Source organism: Methylobacterium sp. Leaf456, assembly GCF_001425465.1.
GTDB lineage: Bacteria > Pseudomonadota > Alphaproteobacteria > Rhizobiales > Beijerinckiaceae > Methylobacterium.
In genome coordinates, this window is the sequence record NZ_LMQV01000041.1 from 174,195 (window position 1) to 191,453 (window position 17,259).

The 17,259-nt window shown below is 70.4% G+C and carries 18 protein-coding genes; 8 read left to right on the forward strand and 10 right to left on the reverse strand.

Features of this window, described 5'->3' with window-relative positions; genetic code table 11:
- Nucleotides 1-48: 48 nt before the first annotated feature.
- From argS to ASG52_RS19445, 4 genes are all read left to right on the forward strand, one after another.
- Nucleotides 49-1,809 carry an arginine--tRNA ligase gene (gene argS, locus ASG52_RS19430; protein ID WP_056246843.1) on the forward strand — a complete coding sequence of 587 codons (1,761 nt, stop codon included), beginning with the start codon at nt 49-51 and terminating at the stop codon, nt 1,807-1,809.
- A gap of 30 nt (nt 1,810-1,839) precedes the next feature.
- Nucleotides 1,840-3,267 (forward strand): SPOR domain-containing protein, encoded by a 1,428-nt coding sequence (locus ASG52_RS19435; RefSeq protein WP_056246845.1) that lies wholly within the window; start codon nt 1,840-1,842, stop codon nt 3,265-3,267.
- Nucleotides 3,268-3,516: 249 nt separating this feature from the next.
- A complete protein-coding gene (nagZ, locus tag ASG52_RS19440; RefSeq protein WP_056246848.1) occupies nt 3,517-4,521 on the forward strand; it encodes a beta-N-acetylhexosaminidase in 1,005 nt (334 codons plus the stop codon).
- 136 nt (nt 4,522-4,657) lie between these two features.
- Entirely contained in the window at nt 4,658-4,912 is a 255-nt protein-coding gene (locus tag ASG52_RS19445) for a hypothetical protein (protein ID WP_056246849.1), read from the forward strand.
- A 131-nt stretch (nt 4,913-5,043) separates the two neighbouring features.
- Here ASG52_RS19445 and ASG52_RS19450 read toward each other — a convergent pair whose 3' ends face one another.
- The 3 genes from ASG52_RS19450 to ASG52_RS19460 all read right to left on the reverse strand — a co-directional run bounded on the left by ASG52_RS19450 (nt 5,044) and on the right by ASG52_RS19460 (nt 7,686).
- Nucleotides 5,044-6,348, reverse strand: coding sequence for a septal ring lytic transglycosylase RlpA family protein (locus tag ASG52_RS19450; protein WP_056246851.1), 1,305 nt, complete (start codon nt 6,346-6,348; stop codon nt 5,044-5,046).
- 368 nt (nt 6,349-6,716) lie between these two features.
- Nucleotides 6,717-7,031: a ribbon-helix-helix domain-containing protein gene (locus ASG52_RS19455; protein ID WP_056246853.1), complete on the reverse strand. Its 315-nt coding sequence runs from the start codon at nt 7,029-7,031 to the stop codon at nt 6,717-6,719.
- The gene (locus tag ASG52_RS19460) at nt 7,015-7,686 is read right to left on the reverse strand and encodes a division plane positioning ATPase MipZ (RefSeq protein ID WP_056246855.1); all 672 of its coding nucleotides are present in this window, start codon (nt 7,684-7,686) and stop codon (nt 7,015-7,017) included. The genes ASG52_RS19455 and ASG52_RS19460 overlap by 17 nt, the downstream gene beginning before the upstream one ends.
- Nucleotides 7,687-8,001: 315 nt before the next feature.
- On the opposite strand from ASG52_RS19460, the gene ASG52_RS19465 reads away from it, so the two are divergent.
- Together ASG52_RS19465 and ASG52_RS19470 are read left to right on the forward strand one after the other, a co-directional pair.
- On the forward strand, nt 8,002-8,565 hold the full coding sequence (locus tag ASG52_RS19465; protein WP_056246857.1) for a PAS domain-containing protein: 564 nt from the start codon (nt 8,002-8,004) through the stop codon (nt 8,563-8,565).
- Nucleotides 8,566-8,583: 18 nt separating this feature from the next.
- The gene (locus ASG52_RS19470; protein WP_502691091.1) at nt 8,584-9,669 is read left to right on the forward strand and encodes an NUDIX hydrolase; all 1,086 of its coding nucleotides are present in this window, start codon (nt 8,584-8,586) and stop codon (nt 9,667-9,669) included.
- Between the two features lie 3 nt (nt 9,670-9,672).
- Here the strand turns inward: ASG52_RS19470 and ASG52_RS19475 are convergent, their stop codons facing one another.
- The 4 genes from ASG52_RS19475 to ASG52_RS19490 form a co-directional block, all read right to left on the reverse strand.
- The gene (locus tag ASG52_RS19475) at nt 9,673-10,197 is read right to left on the reverse strand and encodes a Ros/MucR family transcriptional regulator (protein ID WP_056246859.1); all 525 of its coding nucleotides are present in this window, start codon (nt 10,195-10,197) and stop codon (nt 9,673-9,675) included.
- A 586-nt stretch (nt 10,198-10,783) separates the two neighbouring features.
- Complete coding sequence (locus ASG52_RS19480; RefSeq protein WP_056246861.1) at nt 10,784-11,701, reverse strand: metallophosphoesterase; 918 nt, start codon at nt 11,699-11,701, stop codon at nt 10,784-10,786.
- A 44-nt stretch (nt 11,702-11,745) separates the two neighbouring features.
- Nucleotides 11,746-11,955, reverse strand: coding sequence for a hypothetical protein (locus ASG52_RS19485; protein WP_056246863.1), 210 nt, complete (start codon nt 11,953-11,955; stop codon nt 11,746-11,748).
- Between the two features lie 357 nt (nt 11,956-12,312).
- Nucleotides 12,313-13,704 (reverse strand): aminotransferase, encoded by a 1,392-nt coding sequence (locus ASG52_RS19490; RefSeq protein ID WP_056246865.1) that lies wholly within the window; start codon nt 13,702-13,704, stop codon nt 12,313-12,315.
- A gap of 116 nt (nt 13,705-13,820) precedes the next feature.
- Between ASG52_RS19490 and ASG52_RS19495 the strand changes: the two genes are divergently transcribed.
- Entirely contained in the window at nt 13,821-14,354 is a 534-nt protein-coding gene (locus ASG52_RS19495) for a hypothetical protein (protein WP_056246867.1), read from the forward strand.
- Nucleotides 14,355-14,412: 58 nt separating this feature from the next.
- Here ASG52_RS19495 and ASG52_RS19500 read toward each other — a convergent pair whose 3' ends face one another.
- Together ASG52_RS19500 and ASG52_RS19505 are read right to left on the reverse strand one after the other, a co-directional pair.
- Nucleotides 14,413-14,781 (reverse strand): hypothetical protein, encoded by a 369-nt coding sequence (locus ASG52_RS19500; RefSeq protein WP_056246869.1) that lies wholly within the window; start codon nt 14,779-14,781, stop codon nt 14,413-14,415.
- A gap of 553 nt (nt 14,782-15,334) precedes the next feature.
- The gene (locus ASG52_RS19505) at nt 15,335-16,138 is read right to left on the reverse strand and encodes a response regulator (protein ID WP_056246871.1); all 804 of its coding nucleotides are present in this window, start codon (nt 16,136-16,138) and stop codon (nt 15,335-15,337) included.
- Nucleotides 16,139-16,324: 186 nt separating this feature from the next.
- Here ASG52_RS19505 and ASG52_RS19510 point away from each other — a divergent pair, with 186 nt between their 5' ends.
- Nucleotides 16,325-16,543, forward strand: coding sequence for a NepR family anti-sigma factor (locus ASG52_RS19510; protein ID WP_056246873.1), 219 nt, complete (start codon nt 16,325-16,327; stop codon nt 16,541-16,543).
- A 2-nt stretch (nt 16,544-16,545) separates the two neighbouring features.
- Here the strand turns inward: ASG52_RS19510 and pdeM are convergent, their stop codons facing one another.
- The gene (pdeM, locus tag ASG52_RS19515; RefSeq protein ID WP_056246875.1) at nt 16,546-17,259 is read right to left on the reverse strand and encodes a ligase-associated DNA damage response endonuclease PdeM; all 714 of its coding nucleotides are present in this window, start codon (nt 17,257-17,259) and stop codon (nt 16,546-16,548) included.

Below are 17,259 nucleotides of genomic sequence, written 5' to 3' on the forward strand. Positions count from 1 at the left end.
CCGACCCTTTCGCCGCGTGGCCGCGCCAGCGGAATGCGTCTGACTCCCATGAACATCTTCGCCCTCTTCGAGACCCGCGTGCGGGAGGCCTTGGAGGCCCTGACCCGCTCCGGCACGCTGCCCGCGGGGCTCGACCTGTCGCGCGTGCTGGTCGAGCCGCCGCGCGATCCCAGCCACGGCGACCTCGCCACCAACGCCGCCCTGGTGCTGGCGAAGGAAGCGAAACAGAACCCGAAGGCGCTGGGTGAGGCGCTCGCCGCGGAGCTGCGCACCGATCCGCGCATCGTCGAGGCGAGCGTGGCCGGCCCCGGCTTCATCAATCTGCGGCTCGCGCCCGAAATCTTCCACAAGGTGATCCGCGCCGCCCTGTCCGAGGGCGAGAACTTCGGGCGCGGCACGATGCCGGGCGGCAAGGTCAACATCGAGTACGTCTCGGCCAACCCGACCGGGCCGATGCATGTCGGCCACGGGCGCGGTGCGGTGTTCGGCGACGCGCTGGCCAACCTCCTGGTCGCCGCCGGCCGCGACGTGACGCGGGAATACTACATCAACGATGCCGGCGCGCAGGTCGATGTGCTGGCCCGCTCCGCGTACCTCCGCTACCGCGAGGCGCTGGGCGAGACGGTGACGATTCCCGAAGGGCTCTATCCCGGCGACTATCTCAAGCCGGTGGGCGAAAAACTCGCCGAGGCGCACGGGCGCGCGCTGCTCGACCAGCCGGAAGCCGAATGGCTGCCGCTGGTGCGCCGCTTCGCCATCGACGCGATGATGGACACGATCCGCGAAGACCTCGCCGCGATCGGCATCCGCCACGACGTGTTCTTCTCGGAAGCCACCCTCCAGGGCGGCGAGGGCGGCAACAAGGTCGCGGCCTTGCTGGAGGCGTTGCGCGAAAAGGGCCTCGTCTACGAGGGTCGGCTGCCGCCGCCGAAGGGCCAACTCCCCGAGGATTGGGAGGACCGCGAGCAGACCCTGTTCCGATCGTCGCAATTCGGCGACGACGTGGACCGGCCGCTGCTGAAGTCCGACGGCGCCTACACCTACTTCGCCTCCGACATCGCCTATCACCGCGACAAGTGGCTGCGCGGCGCCTCCGAACTCATCGACGTCCTCGGCGCCGACCACGGCGGCTACGTCAAGCGGATGCAGGCGGCGGTGCAGGCGGTGAGCGGGGGCGAAGCCCGGCTCGACGTGAAGCTCTGCCAGCTGGTGCGGCTTTTGCGCGCAGGCGAGCCGGTGAAGATGTCGAAGCGGTCGGGTGAGTTCGTGACCCTACGCGACGTCATCGACGAGGTCGGTCGCGACGCGATCCGTTTCATGATGCTCTACCGCAAGAACGACGCGACGCTCGATTTCGACCTCGCCAAGGTGGTCGAACAGTCGAAGGACAACCCGGTCTTCTACGTGCAGTACGGGCATGCCCGCCGCTTCTCGGTGCTGCGACAGGCCCGCGAGGCCATGCCGGACGAGGACGTTTCGCGAGACGGCCTGCTTCGCGGGGCCGATCTGTCGGCGCTGACCGATCCGGGCGAGATCGAGATGATGCGGCTGATCGCTCAGTATCCGCGGGTGCTCGAATCGGCGGCCTCCGCCCACGAACCCCACCGAATCGCGTTCTACCTCTATGAGACCGCGAGTTCGCTTCATAGTTTCTGGAATAAGGGCAAAGACTTGCCGCAATTACGGATTGTTAATCCAACCGACAGAAAGTCCACCCGGGCCCGCTTGGCCCTCGTTGAGGCCCTCGGCGGCGTGCTCGCCTCGGGCCTTGCGGTTCTGGGTGTCTCCGCGCCGGACGAGATGCGGTGACGCCGTCAGGCGTTTGATGAGGTTGAGGCCATGACGGGACACGCTTCGCGCGCGACGGTCGATTTCGACGCCTTCGAGCGCGAGCTGCGTCAGAGCGGGGGCGACGGCGGACCGGCCAAGGCGGCAGCCAAGGCCGATCCCCTGGCCGAGCTCGCCCGCATCGTCGGGCAGGACGACCCGTTCCGGGCGCTGCTGGAGGCGCGTGAGAAGTCCGCCGCCCCCGCCACGGAGGCCCGGCCGGGCCGGGTCGAGCCGACCTTCCTCGACGCGCCCGCCCCGGCGCAGGATGACCCGACCGCCCAGGGACGCTCCGCCATGACCCCTTCGACCCCATCCGGCGGCCAGCCCGCCAACCCCGCCGACGCCTTCGACCAGTACCTCGCCTCGGTCGAGCAGGGCCTCTACGCCGGCAACCCGAGCGAGGAGCAGGCGGCCTTCGCCGAGGCCGGCGAAGGCTATCGTGCCGGCCCGATCGAGCGTCCGCGCCACCGCGGCCGGCTGGTTCAGGTCGGCGGCGGCCTCGCGCTGCTGGCGGTCTGCGTCGGCGGCGCGCTGGCGTGGAAGGGCACCCACGGCGGCGGCTCCGGCCCGATCACCGTGCTCGCCGACAAGACCCCGCTCAAGGTTCAGCCGACCGCGACCGACGGCGTCGAGATCCCCGACCAAAACAAGCAGATCTACGACCGCAACGCCAAGGACGGTCAGATCAAGATCGTCAACCGCGAGGAGCAGCCCCTCGACGTGAACCAGGCGGCCCGCACCGCCGCCGCGCGCAACGAGGGCACCCCCGCGGTCGCCGGCCAGGGCGGCGCGACGCCGGGCCAGGGCGGCATGCTCATCGATTCCCTGGGCGAGCCGCGCCGGGTCCGCACCGTCGCGGTCAAGCCCGACACGCCGCCTCCGGCGCAAGCCGCCGCCCAGGCCGCTTCGCCCGTGGGCGCCGACACCGGGGGGCCGAACTCGCCGATCCCGACCATGACCCTGCCCGAGGCCGCGGGCGGCTCGACCCCCGCCGCGACCCCGCGCCGGCCCTCGCGCACGCTCGCCAGCGCCGCGCCGATCACGGTCGCCGACGCGACCACCCCGGCCCAGGCCGAGCCGGCCCCCGCGCCCGCCCCGCGCAAGGCGCCCCAGCGCGTCGCCTCGGTCGAGACCACCGCCAGCACCCCGGCCGAGCCGATCGTCGATGCGGCGCCCGCCACGTCGCAGGCCAGCGTCGGCGGCTTCTCGGTCCAGCTCGGCGTGCGCGGCAGCGAGAGCGAGGCCCGCGCCGCATTCCGGCAGATGCAGTCCAAGTACAGCCAGCTCTCCGGCAAGCCCGAGCTGATCCGTCAGGCCGAGGTCAACGGCAAGACGATCTACCGTGTCCGCGTCGGGCCGCTCGCGAAGAACGAAGCGTCGAGCCTCTGCACCGAGCTGCAGGGCGCGGGCGGCCAGTGCTTCGTGGCGAAGAATTAGTTTTCTTTCACTCGTCGGTACGACGAGCGCCGAACAGAGCGCGTGTCCCCTCCCCCCTTGTGGGGGGGGAGTCGGGGTGGGGGTGGTTCAGAACGAGGCGCTGCGGTGCCTCCTGGCCCCCACATCCTCCCTCCTCCCCACAAGGGGGAGGAGAAGCGCCTGCCGTCGTGGGCGAAGTGATCCCGGAACGCGGGCTGCACGAGCGCGACGGCGCCGTCCCCTTCCGTTCGCCTTGAGGACGCCGGCCCCATGCCCCCAATTTCCGACGCCCGCGCCGTCATCCTCGGCTGCTCCGGAACGACCCTGACCCCGGAGGAAACCACCTTCTTCCGCGACGTGCGGCCCTGGGGCTTCATCCTGTTCAAGCGCAACATCGGCACTCCCGACGCGGTGCGCGCGCTCACCGCGTCCCTCCGCGAGACCGTCGGCCGCTCCGAGGCGCCGATCCTGATCGATCAGGAGGGCGGGCGGGTGCAGCGCATGGGCCCGCCGCACTGGCCGAAATACCCCTCCGGCCGCCGCGTCGGCGTGCTCCCCCTCGATCTTGCCCGGCTCGGCGCCCGGCTGATGGCGCACGATCTCGCCGAGGTCGGCATCAACGTCGATTGCGCGCCGATGCTCGACGTGCCGGTGGCGGGCTCAGACGACATCGTCGGCGACCGGGCGTTCGGGACCGATGCCGAGGCGGTGATCGCCACCGGCCGCGCGGTCGCCGAGGGCCTCATGGCCGGCGGCGTGCTCCCGGTGATCAAGCACATGCCCGGCCACGGGCGCGCCACCTGCGACAGCCACCTCGCCCTGCCCGAGGTTGCCGCCGACCGCGCGCAACTCGCCGACAGCGATTTCCGTCCCTTCCGCGCGCTCGCCGACCTGCCGCTCGCCATGAGCGCGCACGTGGTGTTCACCGCCATCGACCCGGAGCGCCCCGCCACCCTGTCGCCGACGGTGATCCGCGAGATCGTCCGGGAAAGGATCGGCTTCGATGGCCTGTTGATGACCGACGACCTGTCGATGCACGCCCTCCAGGGGCCGTTCCGCGCGCGGGCCGAGGCGGCGTTTGCGGCCGGGATCGACGTCGTGCTCCACTGTAACGGCCGCATGGACGAGATGCGGGGCGTCGTCGAAGGGACACCGTGGCTCTCGGGCGAGGCCGCCCGCCGGGCCCAAGCCGCGCTCGCACGCCTGACCGCACCCGAGCCCTTCGATATCGCCGAGGCCCGCGCCCGGTTCGAGGCGGCGTTGGCGGTGGCCTGAAGGCGGCCCGTCCGCCGCCTTCCCTGCGGGCTCCCACCTCTCGGGCTTGTGAGCCCGGCCGATCGTTCAGTGCAGTATGTGGGGAGAGCCGGTTGGCGAAGCTCGACTTTGCCGCCGCAAGCCCCAAGAGAGCTGCATGACGCCCGTGAGCCTCTGCCTCCAGCACGTCGACCGCCTCGCAGCGGTGCCCGACGGCACCGTCGCCGCCCGGCTCGACCATGCCCTGGACGAGCTGGAGCGCGCCTACCGCAAGCCCAGCGAGCGCGTCGTCGCCCTCGAAGCGGTATGGCAGGGCATCGACCGCGACCCGCACCGCAGCCTTTCGGCCCTGGCGCACTTCGTCTGCGCGATCGTCGAGCACCGACAGCGCCGATGGGCGGCATCGGTCTGACCTGCTTCGAGTTCGGCCGGCCCTGTGCGTGACCGACTCATCCCACCCAATCCCCTCATCCTGAGGGGAGGATAGAGAGAAGCGCAGCACTCGAACGAGCGCGGCCGCGAAGGGCCGCGTCCGACGGGCCGTCAGTAGACGCCCGCCACCTTCGAGCGCGCCGAGGTTCTGGCCGGAGTCTTGGCCGGCGCGGCGGTGGGGGCCGCGGGCTTGGCCGGTCCGGCGGAGACCGCGGCGAGGCGGGCGATAGCGAGCTTCGAGGAGGACGGCATCGCCGCCATCCTCGCGGTGGGCTCGGGCGCCGCCGGGCGGGCCGGCGCCTTGCCGGCGACGGCTCCCACGCGCATAGGGGCGGGGGCCGGCGTCACCTTGAGCGGAGCGGCGGCCAGCCGCAGCGGCGGCGGGGCGAGGCGCAACGGGGCGTCGCGATGGCCGGCGGGCGCAGCGCTCTTTCCCCCGACCTCGGCCAGCGCCCTGTGTGGCTCGCGGGCCGGCGGGGCGACGGCGGACGCGGCGGCCACGGGCCGGAACGGAGCGGCGCGGGCAGCGGTCGGCTGCAAGGCGGCCGGCACCGCGACGTTCGCCGCGCTCGCCAGCATGATCGGCGCGGGCCGGGCCGGGCGCGGAGCGGGTGCGGCCTCGGGCGCGTCGTCCCGCTCCTCGGCGGGCTTGAACGCCAGCGCGCGGGACGGACGCTCGAACCGCTCGGGTGCGGGCTCGGGATCGGAGGGGCCGAGATCGGCCATCATCACCGGCGCGCGGCCGATCGAGGCGGGGCTGCCGTCGGTGCGGAGCGTCGCCAGCAGCTTGCGGTCGTCGCTGCCGGCGATCGAGGCCTTGCCGGCATACTCGATGCGCACCCGCGCGGTGCCGCGGCGGTGGAATTGGAGGGCGCGGGCGGCCTCCTCCGACACGTCCATAACGCGGCCGGCATGGTAGGGGCCGCGGTCGTTGACGCGCAGCATCATCGAGTAGCCGTTGTCGAGGTTGGTCACCCGGACGTAGCTCGGCAGCGGCAGGGTCGGGTGGGCCGCGGCGATGGATTGGCGGTCGAACACCTCGCCGTTGGCGGTGACGCGCCCGTGGAAGGCGCTGCCGTACCACGAGGCCAGCCCCTCGCGGACATAGCCGCGGGCGTCCTCGCGCGGCACGTAGGTCTTGCCCGCCACGACGTAGGGCTTGCCCGAGAAGCGGCGCCCGCCGCCCTTCGGGATCGTGTCACCCTCGTTGTAGACGCGCCGGCTCGCCCGCACGCCGTATTTCGGATCGATGCCGTTGCCCGAGGACGGGGCCGCGCCGGCGAATTGAGGGGGCTTGTTGGCGCAATTGGCCGCCAGCAGCGCCACCGCGCAGGCTGCGAGCAGGCGTGTCGCCGGCAAGGAACCCAGCAGGGAACGCTGCGCCGGAAGGAATCCGGCCGTCCTGACACCCGCCATGTTGCCCGCCCGCTTCCCGCTTTACGCCACAGGGCTCCCTCCGGCCGCAGGAAGCGGGGCCGTCGGGATCACGCTTGCCGCCGGACATCACGCGCCCGACCGTCCCCAGAGGATCATCCGGACGCGGTAAAGGAAGGCTGAACGGAGGGGGCGGAAGCGGATCGGGTCTGCGGGAAGGTGGGGACAACGGATTGAGGCGGCTGAGAAAAGCCGGGCGGCGCCAAAATTTCGCAAGGGGTCGTGAGCCGTATGGGCGCGGCGACGCCGTGCCTCCGCCTCGTAATGACGGCGCGTGACCGGCAGGATTGTCGCCGATCGCGCCGTCTCGACGGTGGAAAGCGAGGGAAGGATGCGCCTCCCCTCCCCCGTCAGCGCGGCTTCTCGCCCAAGATCTGCTCGATCGAGCGCGCACCGCGCTGCTTGAACAGCAGATCGAGCGCTTCCAGCATCAGGCCGTGCATCTTGGTACGCTCGGCGTAAGCCAGGTCGCGCAGCTGATCGTAGACCGGCGGTTCGAGATAGACCGACATCTGCTTGGCGCGCTGCTTGAGCGTGCCGACGTTTCCCGCGGGCGGGGCCGCTGCGCGGTCGAAGGTGACGATCTCTGCGCTCGGTGGGCGGACCGGCTTCGGGGTCGCCTCCGCGACGATCGAGGCGAGGCTGAGCTTAGGCGGCCTGGACATGGCCGTCCGCTGCCCTGTTCCGGCCGGTCAGCGGGCGCGCCGCCTTCATCCGCCGCTCGATCCAGCTCCACAGCCGGCGCACCTCGCCCGCGGCCTGACCCTTCGGGTTGAACTCGGTCACCCCCTGACCGACGCCGATGGCGTCCTGATGGTCGGTGCGGGCGACGATGTTGACGTCGGGCAGGATGCCGAGCACCGCGAGCCCATCGGCTGCGTCGCGGATACGGTAGGAGCGCGGCGGCGTCTGGTTCAGCACGAAGGCGAACTTCTTCTCCAGCCGGTAGACCGCCGCGAGCGTCGGCTTGAACGCGCGCAGATCCGCAGGCGTCGGGCGGCAGGGAATGATGCACAGGTCCGCCGCGCGGATCGCCGAGAGCGTGCCGTTGGAATCGACGCCGGGCGTGTCGATGAAGACGAAGTCGTAGGCCGACTCGGCCAGCCGCTCCATCACGGCGTCGATCTGGGTCGCATCGATCTGGGCCACCTCCGGCCCCTCGGCGGTGCGGTGGTCGAGCCAGTCGGTGATCGTGGCCTGACGGTCCATCTCCAGGATGCAGACGCTGTGGCCCGCCTCCTGGGCGGCGACCGCCAGTGAGATGCACAGCGTGCTTTTGCCGCTGCCGCCTTTCTGCGTGACGAACGTGATCGCTTTCATCGTGCGGCCCCTGAAGGGGTGTCCGGCCCGGACCTTCGCGTCCTGTGATGCCGGGATTCCCTGATCCGCGATCTCGGCCCAACATGGTTAACCGGCCGTTAAAGCGCCCGCCGCTGCCGGTCCCGGCAGAACCATACTTCAAGTTGATACAACTGCCCCCGCGCACTGAACGCTTTACGCGAGATATCATATGACGCTAAGGTTTTTTGCGAGCGGCATCGACCGCTAAAATTTACCTCAAGTTTCTTCGTCGGGCGAGCGGGGCCTCGGTCTCAGCGCGGCGTACCCGCACGTCCGTCTCGTTCCGGTGACGTCATGACCGACTTCCACCCCGATTTCGCGACGGCGTTCGTCCATTCCGCCTGCATCGGCGCCTGGGCGCACGATCCGGACACCGACCGGCTCGCCCTCGCGCCCGCGCTGGCGCGCCTGCTGTCGCTCTCCGAGGCGGAGGCCTTCGGCGCCCCGTTGGGCGTAGCGCTCGCCCGGATCGAGGCGGAGGACGCGCTGCGGCTGGAGAGCGTGCTGTGGGCGGCGGGCCGGGACGGTTGCCCGTTCGAGGCGGAGTTCCGCACCCGCCCCGGCCCCGGCGGGCCGCGTTGGCTCCGGCTGATGGGCCGCTGCGCCCGCGACCCGGCCTCCGGCGCGCGGGCGACCCAGGGGCTCGCCTTCGACCTGACCGAAGGCCGCGCCGACGGCCCGGCCGATTGGCGCGACCAGCGCCGCGCCAACCGGCTCGCCGACCATGCCGTCGCGATGAAGGGTCTCGTGGCGGGCCTGCGCAACCCCCCGCTGGCCCGCCTCGTCGACGAAGTCGCGACGGAAGTCGGCCACGAGGTCGCCCGCCGCCTGCGCGGCGCCGGAGGCGGCGTTCATTAGAAGCTTTCCGGACTTCCGTTGACGGTACCCGTTCCGATCCGGCATGAGCGGGGCGCCTCGGAGTGCCCGGGGCCATCGGGGAGCATCGGGGCCGAGGGTATGAGCACGGCCGAACCGGGTGTGGCCGCCCTCGCCGCGGAGGGAACCGAGCGCGCCGCGAACGCCTCGACGGTGGGGCTCGTGGCCGTCATCGTCGCGGCCACCGACGGCGAGCCGCGGGCGCTGACCGTGCAGGCGGCGGGCCAAGCGTCGGGCCGCAGCACTGCCCTGCCCGCCGGTCCGCTCGTGCCCGAGCACACCACCCTGGAGCGGGGCCTGCGCGCCTGGGTCGAGCAGCAGACCCACCAGCGCCTCGGCTATGTCGAGCAGCTCTACACCTTCGGCGACCGGGACCGCGACGGCGGCGGGCGCGGCGTCCACCTGCTGTCGGTCGCCTACCTCGCCCTGGTGCGCGAGCTGCGCCCGGCCGGCCTCGCGGAAGCCGCGTGGCGCAACTGGTACCGCTACCTGCCCTGGGAGGATTTTCGCGAGGGCCGCCCCGCGGCGCTCGCCGCGATCGAGCCGCGACTGATGGAATGGGTCGCCAGGGGCTCGGACGCCAAGCTGCGGCGCCTGCGCGAGGACCGGGTCGGCCTCAGTTTCGGCCTGGGCGGCGCGTGGAACGAGGAGCGCGTGCTGGAGCGCTACGAGCTGCTGTTCGAGGCCGGGCTGATCCCGGAGGCTCGCGGGCAGGCCGGCGCGGCGGTGCCGGACGATGCGGGCGTGACCGGCGAGCCGATGGCGCTCGACCACCGCCGGGTGCTCGCCACCGCGATCGGCCGCCTGCGCGGCAAGATCAAGTATCGCCCGGTGGTGTTCGAGCTGATGCCGCCCGCCTTCACCCTGCTCCAGCTCCAGCGCACGGTCGAGGCGCTGTCGGGCACGCGGCTGCACAAGCAGAATTTCCGCCGGCTCGTCGCGCAGCAGGGCTTGGTCGAGGAGACCGAGGACGTGACCAGCGGCAATGCCGGGCGCCCGGCCCGACTCGTGCGATTCCGCCGCGAGGTGCTGCTGGAGCGCCCGGCGCCGGGCGTACGGCTCACGCCGACGCGCCGGCCGGGCTGAAACTCAGGCGTCCTTCTTCTTCCGCGTAGCGCGAGGCTTCTTGGCCGGGGCGGCTTCGGCCTCGGCCTCCGGCTCGACGGCGGGCGCCTCGGAGACCGTCTCGCCGTCGGGGCGGCGGCGCTGCTGGCCGAGGCCGAGCGCGCGGGCCAGCTCGGAACGCTGCTCGGAATAGCTCGCCGAAGTCATCGGGTAGTCGTTCGGCAGGCCCCACTTGGCCCGATAGGCCTCCGGCGACAGGCCGCGCAGCGTCAGGTGGCGGCGCAGGGTCTTGTAGGGCTTGCCGTCCTCGAACGAGATCAGGAAATCGTGGCTGACCGACTTGCGGATCTCCTGCGGCGTCGCCTTCGGCGGGCCGCTGTTGGCGGGCTTGGCGCTGACCGTGACCGAGCGGATCGCCTCGTGCACGTCGCCGATCAGGCGCGGCAGGTCGGCGCTCTGGACATGATTGTTGCTGACATAAGCCGAGACGACATCCGCGGCCAGTGTAATGAGGCGCGCGGTTTCCGCATCCTGTTCGGTGGTGTCCATGGCGCTGCCTTCTCGGTCCGAGGGTTTACTTAGATGACGGTAAGCTCACCGTCGGCGCGGAGCAAGTCAGCTCGGCGTTGCTGGCACGGTTGTATGACATGTGAAATCGAGGCGGAAGGGTGTATCTGACATGGTCCGCGTTCCGATGAAGAGCGGCGAACGTGTAGTCGATGACATTTCACCGAGCTGTCGTCGAAGGTTTGGCAGCTGAAGTGAATATTGCAAATGTTAAGCGGGTGCTGACGCGAATTGGAAAACTCACGATTTTACAGACACTTAAAAACCCGCTGCCGCGTCGCTCCGCGGCCGCGGGGACGGGGCACGTCGCCCGGCGCGAATGCCTGAGCCCGGCGACGCCCTACACGCAGCGATATGCGGCAGGCCGCCGCGGGCCTACGTAATTTCTGTGGATTTCCGTAGCGAGGATTTGTGTCTCTGCCTCGGTCGGGCGCGGCGCGCCGCAGGAACCGCGATTCGAAGTCGTCCTCCGGCCTCGCGAAAAGGAGTAGGTGGCACGGGAGCTTGGCGCATCACGCCGGCTGCGATCCGTCCTTTCACACGACAGACCGATCGGCCGCCGACAGGCTTACGCTGCCGCGGCGGCCTCCCCCAGAGTCAGCAGCACGATCTCCGGCGGCACGCCGAAGCGCACCGCCACCTTGCTGACCCCGAGGCCGCCGGAGACGATGAGATGGCGCCCGTCCTCTACGACATGGCCGTAGGCGTAGCGCTCGCGCGGCGTGCCGGCGAGCATCGGCGAGACGCCGAACAGGCGGATCTGGCCGCCATGGGTATGCCCGGACAGCGTCAGCGACACCCGCTTCGGCACTTTCGGAAAAATGTCGGGCTCGTGCGCCATGAGCAGGACGGGCGCATCGTCGGTGATCTTTGCGAGGGTCGCCGGAATGTCGGCGAGGCTGCGCGGATCGCCCGCGAGCAGGAACGGCTCTTGATCGGCCAGCCCCGCAAGCCAGAGCGGACGCCGGTCCTTGATCAGGCGCAGCGCGTCGTTCTCCAGAACCGGAATGCCGCGCGCCTCCAGCAGCCGGCGCACCTCGACCGGCCCGCGCCGCGCGAGCATCGCCTCCCGGTCATCCCACCAATCGTGGTTGCCGAGCACGGCATAGGTGCCGAGCGAAGAGCGCAGACCCTCGAACAGGCGCACCAGATCGGGCAGGGGCACCCGCTTCCACGTGACGCTGCGCGAGGCCGGATAATCGCCGAGCAGCAGCACGAGGTCGGGCTCGAGCGCGTTCACCACATCCACGATCTCGGCGGCGCGGTCGAGGGGCATCCACGGCTCGCAGACATGGATGTCGGCGATGATCGCGACGCGTAAAGCGAGTCCCGGCGTCCAGCCCGGCGGCGTGAGCGCGTAGGGCGTGACGGCGAGCCGGAAGCGCGGCTCGATCACGAAGGCATAGGCGCCGGTCGACGTGCCGAGGCCGAGCGCGGAAGCGCCCAGGCCCGTCAACACCTGCCGTCGTGTCGGGAGGATCAGCATGCCGCCAGAGCCACCGGCCCGGCGGCTGCGTCAAGCCCCGCTTCTCAGTCTACGGGCTCGTCCTCGTGGACGATCCGGACCACTTTCCCCGCGGCCTTGACGCGGGCCGCCTTCACAGCGGCGGCGTTCACATGCACGGCGGCAGCGAGCGCCGGCAGGGCGACGGGGCGGAAGCTCTCGCGGTCCCCGGTCACCGACAAGCGGGCGCTGCCCGGCTGTATCGCGAACGACGAGGTGCGGCTGGGGGCGTACATGTGTCCTGTCCTGGTTCGATGGCGGGACGGCCGGGAGCGGCCGGTTCGGCTCGAAATCCACCCGGCGGCGGTGCCGGGCGCAGACCCACTCAACAGCCCGTTTTTGGCGAGATTGCGAAGTCGGCGACAGAAGGATCGACCCGTTCACCTGAACGTAAGCTTAAGGTTCCCTCGAAGGCTGATTTTCGGGCAAGCCGTGGAAATGAGCAGGTGCGAAGCCGCACTCTTGTCCGGGCCTGATACTGCTTTGCAACAACGCCGATCCTGCAACGCACTCAGCAGAATTTTACCGGATGAAGGCGCTGCTTCGGCCGTGCGGGCGGAGACGCAGCGCATTCAAAATTCAATTGCAGCGCATCATACCGCCGGCATCGGCTCCAGGCCTTCCTGGGCGATCCAGGCGGCGGTGCGGTCGAGCGCCCGGCGCAGCCGCTCGAACAGGGTGTCGATCTCGTCGGTCTCGATGACCAGCGGCGGGCACACCGCGATGCGGTCGCCCATGAGGAAGCGGACGATCAACCCCTCGTCCTGAGCGAAGGCGACGCAGCGGGCCGCGACCCCGGCCTTGGGCGGATATTGGCGCTTGTCGCGCTTATCGGCGACGAGTTCGATCCCGCCGATCAGGCCGATGCCGCGGGCCTCGCCGACCAGCGGATGATCGGCGAGCGACGACAGCCTTGCCTGGAAGTGCGGCGCCTTCTCGGCGGCACGCTCGACGATGCGGTCGCGCCGGTAGATGTGCAGCGCGCGGTTGGCCACCGCGCAGGCGACCGGATGGCCGGAATAGGTGGTGCCGTGGCCGAAGCCGCCGAGCTTGACGCTCTCGTCGAGCATGGCGCGGTAGAGCGGCTCGTCGATGCTGATGCCGCCGAGCGGCAGGTAGCCGGAGGTCAGCGCCTTGGCGAACGAGAGCGTGTGGGGCCGGATGCCGAGCGCCTCGGAGCCGAACCACGTGCCGAGCCGGCCGAAGCCGCAGATCACCTCGTCGGCGACGAGGCGCACGTCGTAGCGCTCCAGCACCGGCTGAATCGCCTCAAAATACCCGGCCGGCGGCACGATGGCCCCGCCCGCGCCCATCACCGGCTCGACGAAGAAGGCCGCGACAGTCTCCGGGTCCTCGGCGACGATCTGCGCCTCCAGCTCCGCGGCGAGGCGTGCGGAAAAGGCTTCCTCGGTCTCGCCAGCCTCTGCGCCGCGGTAATGGTGCGGGCAGGCGGCGTGCAGGAAGCCGGGGATCGGCAGGTCCCAGTCGGTGTGATTGGCGGGCAGTCCGGTCAGCGAGGCGGTCGCCACGGTGACGCCGTGATAGCCCTTGCGGCGGCCGATGATCTTCTTCTTGCGCGAGCGACCCAGCGCATTGTTCATGTACCAGAGCAGCTTGATCTGCGCGTCGTTGGCTTCGGAGCCCGACGAGGTGAAGAAGATCTTCGAGGTCGGGACCGGCATCAGCTCCTTCAGCGTCTCGGCGAGTTCGATCGCCGGATCGTGGCTGCGGCCGGAGAAGAGATGGGCGAAGGGCAGCTTGCCCATCTGCTCGGCGGCGGCCTCGACCAGTTCCTCGTTGCTGTAGCCGAGCGCTGTACACCACAGGCCCGACATGCCTTCGAGATAGGGGCGCCCGTCCGAATCGTAGACCCAGACGCCGTGTCCGCGCTCCAGCACCAGCGAGCCGGTCTCCCGGAAGGTGGAGAGGTTGGTGTAGGGGTGGATCAGGGTCTCGACGTCGCGGGCGGCGATGTTCGACAGCATGGCGGCGGACCGGCGGCTTCGCCGACGGGAACGGCCGGCACGACCGCCACACTAACGGCGGCAATGCCGCTCAGGAAGGCGCCGCACCCGCGCACGCCGCCCGGAACTTCTCGCAGATGCTCGACCCCGCCGCCATCGTCGCCACGCCCGCCCCGGGCCGGGAATGCGGCCCCTGCACGCTGTGCTGCAAGGTCTACGAGGTGCCAGCCGTCGAAAGCCCCGCCGGGCGCTGGTGCCGGCACCTCAAGCCCGGCGCTGGCTGCGGCATCCATGCGACGCGGCCGGAGCATTGCCGCGCGTTCCACTGCCTCTGGATGACGGAGAACTGGATGGGGCCGGAATGGCGGCCCGACCGGGCCAAGATGGTGCTGAGTCTCGACCCCGTGACCCGGTTCATGAACGTGCAGGTCGATCCGGGGCAGGCCAACGCCTGGAAGCGGGCGCCGTATCACGACCAGCTCAGACGCTGGGCGGCGTCATCGCTGCAGCTCCAGCGATACGTGCTCGTTCATGTCGGCAGCCTGACCACCGTGGTGCTGCCCGACCGGGACGTACCGCTCGGGCCGTTCGGCCCGGGCGACCGACTCGTCGCCCGCGAGCGGATGGGGCCGGGCGGGCTGACGGCGGATGTCGAGAAGGTGTCGGCCTGAGTTTTAGAACTGCATCGGCCTTTCCCGAAAGCCGGCTCCCTGTTTGCGGGCCGATGCTTCAGGCCATGCAGCGGCCGGGCACCATGCGGCGGGCCTCGGGGCCGGCGAGCGAGCTGATCGGCGTCTCGCAGCCCTCGCGGGTCAGGCGCTTGGGCTTGGCCGGCAGCTCCTGAACCTCGCGGGTCGGTGCACCGGGCTTCAAGCGGTCGAGCGGGCGCGGCGCGGTGGCGACACGGATCGGGCTGATGGCGGTGTCGTAGGGGCGAAGACCCGGCAGCGGCGCGGCGGCCGGCGCTTCCATCGCCAGGCGGGGCGCGGGGGCCGGCGCGGCGAGCGCGTCGGCGCCGTGCCGCACCATCGGCAGGACCATCAGGGTCAGGATCGCAGCAGGACCAGTCACGCCGAGAACGAAGCTGGGCCGAAGCATCTTTGCGATCTCCGAAAGGGGAGCTTGACAGGATGTCGGCACAACGCGGCGATGCGTTCTGCGGTTCCTTCACTGTGCCGCTTCGATGCAGGACAGTATTGCGCGCGTTAACCGGCTGGCGATTCGCGGGGAGCGGAGGCGGCTCGGCGGCCCCGAAACGTTGCCGAAATGCCGCGTGGGCGAAAAAAGCGACCGATCCGGAACCCTCCCCCCGGCGAACCGTTGAGACAGCAACCCGGCCATCTGGTCCTCCCCGCATTCCCCTTGTGCATCGGCCGGAACCTTCTCAACGGGTCGGACAGCAGTCCGGCCCGTTTTTTCGTGGCCGATCGCATCACCCTCCGCGGTCAGGCCGGGGCCGCGCAGCGGAACCCGAAATCTACGACCGGCCTCGACGGTTCGTACAGCGTCGCGTCACAGGTGGATTCCGGGTTCGCTTCGCGCCCCGGAACGACGACGAAGGTCGTATCGGAGCCGTCGAGCATCCCCGAAACGCAGGAAAAGCGCCGCTCCGGCCGGAGTGGCGCCTTTCTCGTTCGATCGCAGAATGAACTTAGGCGCTGCGGGCTTCGCGGCGGCGGGCGCTCTGCTGGAAGAACAGGGCTTGGCTGATCACCGCCGAGACGTTCGCCGGCTGGAACGGCTTGGCGATGAGGAAGGCCGGCTCCGGACGCTCGCCGGTGAGGAAGCGCTCGGGATAGGCGGTGATGAAGATCACCGGCACCTCGAAGGTCTTCAGCAGGTCGTTGACCGCGTCGAGGCCGGACGATCCGTCGGCGAGCTGGATGTCGGCGAGGATCAGGCCGGGGCGCTTGCCCTCGGAGGCGATCTTGATCGCCTCGGTGCGGGTGCGGGCGACGCCGATGACGTTGTGGCCCAGGCCCTCGACCAGGGCTTCCAGATCCATCGCGATCAGCGGCTCGTCCTCGATGATGAGGATTTCGGTCGCCATGTCGGCCGCGAGCTCGCGGCCGGCCTCATCGACGAGGTCGCGCACCTTGGCGACGTCCACGTCGAGGATTACGCCGGCATCCTCCTCGGAGAAGCCTTCGAGACAGGAGAGCAGGAAGGCCTGGCGCGGCAGCGGCGTGATCTGGCCGAGGCGGACTTCCGCCGGGAGATCGTGCTGCACCTGCTCGCTGTGGCCGTTGACCGAGAGCGAGTTCCAGATCCGGGTGAAGACGCGGAAGAGATCGGCCTTCACGTTGGAGGAGCGGCCGAGCGTCTCGGGTTCGTTGACCAAGGTCTCCAGGGTCGCGGCCACGTAAGCGTCGCCCGCCACTTGGCTGCCGGTGAGGGCGCGGGCGTAGCGGCGCAGGTAAGGCAGGTGCTGCACGACCAGTTGTGCTGTCGACATGGATTCCCCTGAGCCTCTGCGCTCTTCTGTCGTTATCAATGCGCCGCTAACGCGGCGCTGCCCCGTCCGTTCCTGAGCCACCTCGGAACCGAACCCGTAGGGCGGCGTTGCTGCCGAAGCCATGACTCATGTCAAGCCGCAACACAATCGCGGCGAGTCACTGCGGCCCAAGGGGATCGACCGAGGATGAATGAGGACGAGCCGGCCGGCGGACCGGGAGCCGGCGATCGGCCGGATGCGGCGCAAAGCAGCGGACTGAGCGACCACACCCAGCAGCGCATCGGAAACCAGTTGCGCAACCTCTACGATTCTGTCGTCCAACAACCGATCCCTGACCGTTTCCGCGATTTGATCGCGCGCCTCGACGACGAGGCGCCGAGCCCGAAAGACTTCGGCAGCGCCTGAGGTCAGTCGCGCCCGAGCATCGATTTCCCGATGGCGAAGACCCGCCCGTCGCCGAGCAGGTAGGCGGTGAAGCCCTTCGGAAACAGCGGCTCGAAGGCAGCGTCGCGCACGTTGAGCCCGCCGGCATAGGCGCCGAAGGCCGGCATGACGAGGCGGTGCCCGTCACTGATGAAACAGCGGCGGCGCACCGAGCGCCCGCGCATCGACACCTTGCCGCAGGGATGGAGATGGCCCGCCACCTCCCCGGCCGCAGCGCCGGCCAGCGGCTCGTGCCGCAGGGTCAGGCCGCCGACCGACACGGTCTCGCAATAGCGCCCGCCGACGCCCTCGCTCACGGCGGCATCGTGGTTGCCGGCGATCCAGACCCAGTCGCGGCCCTCCTGCAGGGCGGCCACCATGGCGCGGTCGCCGGGCTCCATCCGCTCGGGGCCGCGGGCGTCGTGGAAGGAATCGCCCAGCGCGACCACGCAGGCCGGGTCGAGCCGCTGCACCGCCTCGTGCAGTTGGCCCAGCGTCTCGCGGGTGTCGTAGGGCGGCAGGAACTGGCCGGAGCGGGACGCGTACGCCGAACCTTTTTCCAGATGGAGGTCGGAGACGACCAGGGTACGGTGTTCGGGCAGCCACAGGGCGCCGCTGCGGTCGAGGCTCAGCGCCTCTCCGGCGAGCGACAGGTCGGTGCCCTTCACGGTCTTCTCGAGTCGTTGGCTCTGGGCCAA

What these genes read in the sequence shown, in the direction of transcription:
- argS (WP_056246843.1), top strand. Translation starts at nt 49, where the DNA reads ATGAACATCTTCGCCCTCTTCGAGACCCGCGTGCGGGAGGCCTTGGAG.
- ASG52_RS19435 (WP_056246845.1), top strand. Translation starts at nt 1,840, where the DNA reads ATGACGGGACACGCTTCGCGCGCGACGGTCGATTTCGACGCCTTCGAG.
- nagZ (WP_056246848.1), top strand. Translation starts at nt 3,517, where the DNA reads ATGCCCCCAATTTCCGACGCCCGCGCCGTCATCCTCGGCTGCTCCGGA.
- ASG52_RS19445 (WP_056246849.1), top strand. Translation starts at nt 4,658, where the DNA reads ATGACGCCCGTGAGCCTCTGCCTCCAGCACGTCGACCGCCTCGCAGCG.
- ASG52_RS19450 (WP_056246851.1), bottom strand. Translation starts at nt 6,348, where the DNA reads ATGGCGGGTGTCAGGACGGCCGGATTCCTTCCGGCGCAGCGTTCCCTG.
- ASG52_RS19455 (WP_056246853.1), bottom strand. Translation starts at nt 7,031, where the DNA reads ATGTCCAGGCCGCCTAAGCTCAGCCTCGCCTCGATCGTCGCGGAGGCG.
- ASG52_RS19460 (WP_056246855.1), bottom strand. Translation starts at nt 7,686, where the DNA reads ATGAAAGCGATCACGTTCGTCACGCAGAAAGGCGGCAGCGGCAAAAGC.
- ASG52_RS19465 (WP_056246857.1), top strand. Translation starts at nt 8,002, where the DNA reads ATGACCGACTTCCACCCCGATTTCGCGACGGCGTTCGTCCATTCCGCC.
- ASG52_RS19475 (WP_056246859.1), bottom strand. Translation starts at nt 10,197, where the DNA reads ATGGACACCACCGAACAGGATGCGGAAACCGCGCGCCTCATTACACTG.
- ASG52_RS19480 (WP_056246861.1), bottom strand. Translation starts at nt 11,701, where the DNA reads ATGCTGATCCTCCCGACACGACGGCAGGTGTTGACGGGCCTGGGCGCT.
- ASG52_RS19485 (WP_056246863.1), bottom strand. Translation starts at nt 11,955, where the DNA reads ATGTACGCCCCCAGCCGCACCTCGTCGTTCGCGATACAGCCGGGCAGC.
- ASG52_RS19490 (WP_056246865.1), bottom strand. Translation starts at nt 13,704, where the DNA reads ATGCTGTCGAACATCGCCGCCCGCGACGTCGAGACCCTGATCCACCCC.
- ASG52_RS19495 (WP_056246867.1), top strand. Translation starts at nt 13,821, where the DNA reads ATGCTCGACCCCGCCGCCATCGTCGCCACGCCCGCCCCGGGCCGGGAA.
- ASG52_RS19500 (WP_056246869.1), bottom strand. Translation starts at nt 14,781, where the DNA reads ATGCTTCGGCCCAGCTTCGTTCTCGGCGTGACTGGTCCTGCTGCGATC.
- ASG52_RS19505 (WP_056246871.1), bottom strand. Translation starts at nt 16,138, where the DNA reads ATGTCGACAGCACAACTGGTCGTGCAGCACCTGCCTTACCTGCGCCGC.
- ASG52_RS19510 (WP_056246873.1), top strand. Translation starts at nt 16,325, where the DNA reads ATGAATGAGGACGAGCCGGCCGGCGGACCGGGAGCCGGCGATCGGCCG.